The organism is Dielma fastidiosa, assembly GCF_000313565.1.
GTDB lineage: Bacteria > Bacillota_I > Bacilli_A > Erysipelotrichales > Erysipelotrichaceae > Dielma > Dielma fastidiosa.
In genome coordinates this window covers 1-1,109 of record NZ_CAEN01000084.1, presented here as the reverse complement: position 1 = coordinate 1,109, position 1,109 = coordinate 1, and the positions used below count along the sequence as shown (strand labels likewise).

The window sequence follows — 1,109 nt, the reverse complement described above, 5'->3', positions numbered from 1 at the left end:
GTTTTCAAAAAAATGTATATTAACCTTATTCTAGGAATGATATAAGCATTCAAGTAGCTCTCTTTAGGCATATACCCATTTGAAGTTGACAGTTAGCAATGTCATATTTTCATATAATTCAGTCTATTATTCATACTCTCAATGTTTTAAGTTTAAAAATTGTTGTAAAATATGTCACCTTATTTAACATTGAATATATCAGAGAACATGTATATAATATAAATAGGAACTATTGTGTTTACTAAGGAGGTTAAAACTATATGCCTAATATTAAACCAATTTCAGATTTACGAAATTATAGCGAAGTGCTACATGATGTAACGTTTGGATCACCAGTTTTTCTTACTAAAAATGGAAGAGGACGTTATGCTATCATCGATATTCAAGAATACGAAAACATAATGGCCACTTTAACATTGATGGATGAATTATCAAAAGGCAGAAAATCAGGCGAAGTAGAAGGATGGCTTTCTGCAGAAGAAGTAAGATCCCATTTCAAAAAAAAGCAGCATGAATTATAATCTACATTATTCACCTGAATCTTTCAGAGACTTGGAAGAAATTTGGAGTTATATCGCACTAGAGTTATGTAATAATGAAGCAGCTGATAAAATGCTAGACGCTATTATGAATGAAATCGATAAACTTATTGATTTTCCTAACATGGGTGCCGCATTAGCAAATATCATAAATATAGAAACAAACTATCGTTACATAATATCAGACAACTACATGATCTTTTATCGAATTGAACAGACTGATATTTATATTGACAGAATATTGTATACTAGACGTGATTATGTTCACATATTATTCAAATAAATTTTTAATAGATTAAACAATGAGAGGTGCAAAATGCACCTTTTTATTTTGATACACAAAAAGATTGAAATCTTTTTAAAGTGGGGAAAAATCAGCTATAGTTTGCTTCTATTTTGTTAATTTACTGATTCACAGATCAAAGTGATTATATATCTCTAAAAAGACCAGTAATGTGAATGATTTTGGGCATAATTGTATATTATAATTTGATGTTATATGCCCTTTAAAAAAGTGAATAATACTTACAAATATGATGAATAGGCAAATAACAGAAACTTTTAGAAAGC

2 protein-coding genes are annotated in these 1,109 nt (G+C 28.6%); both read left to right on the top strand.

What is annotated here, in order from left to right; genetic code table 11:
* Positions 1 to 260: 260 nt before the first annotated feature.
* Positions 261 to 521, top strand: coding sequence for a type II toxin-antitoxin system prevent-host-death family antitoxin (locus tag DAHG_RS00065; protein ID WP_022936297.1), 261 nt, complete (start codon positions 261 to 263; stop codon positions 519 to 521).
* Positions 511 to 822, top strand: a complete 312-nt coding sequence (locus DAHG_RS22065) for a type II toxin-antitoxin system RelE/ParE family toxin (protein ID WP_022936296.1) — start codon at positions 511 to 513, stop codon at positions 820 to 822. Before DAHG_RS00065 ends, DAHG_RS22065 begins: the two co-directional genes overlap by 11 nt.
* Positions 823 to 1,109: the final 287 nt, after the last annotated feature.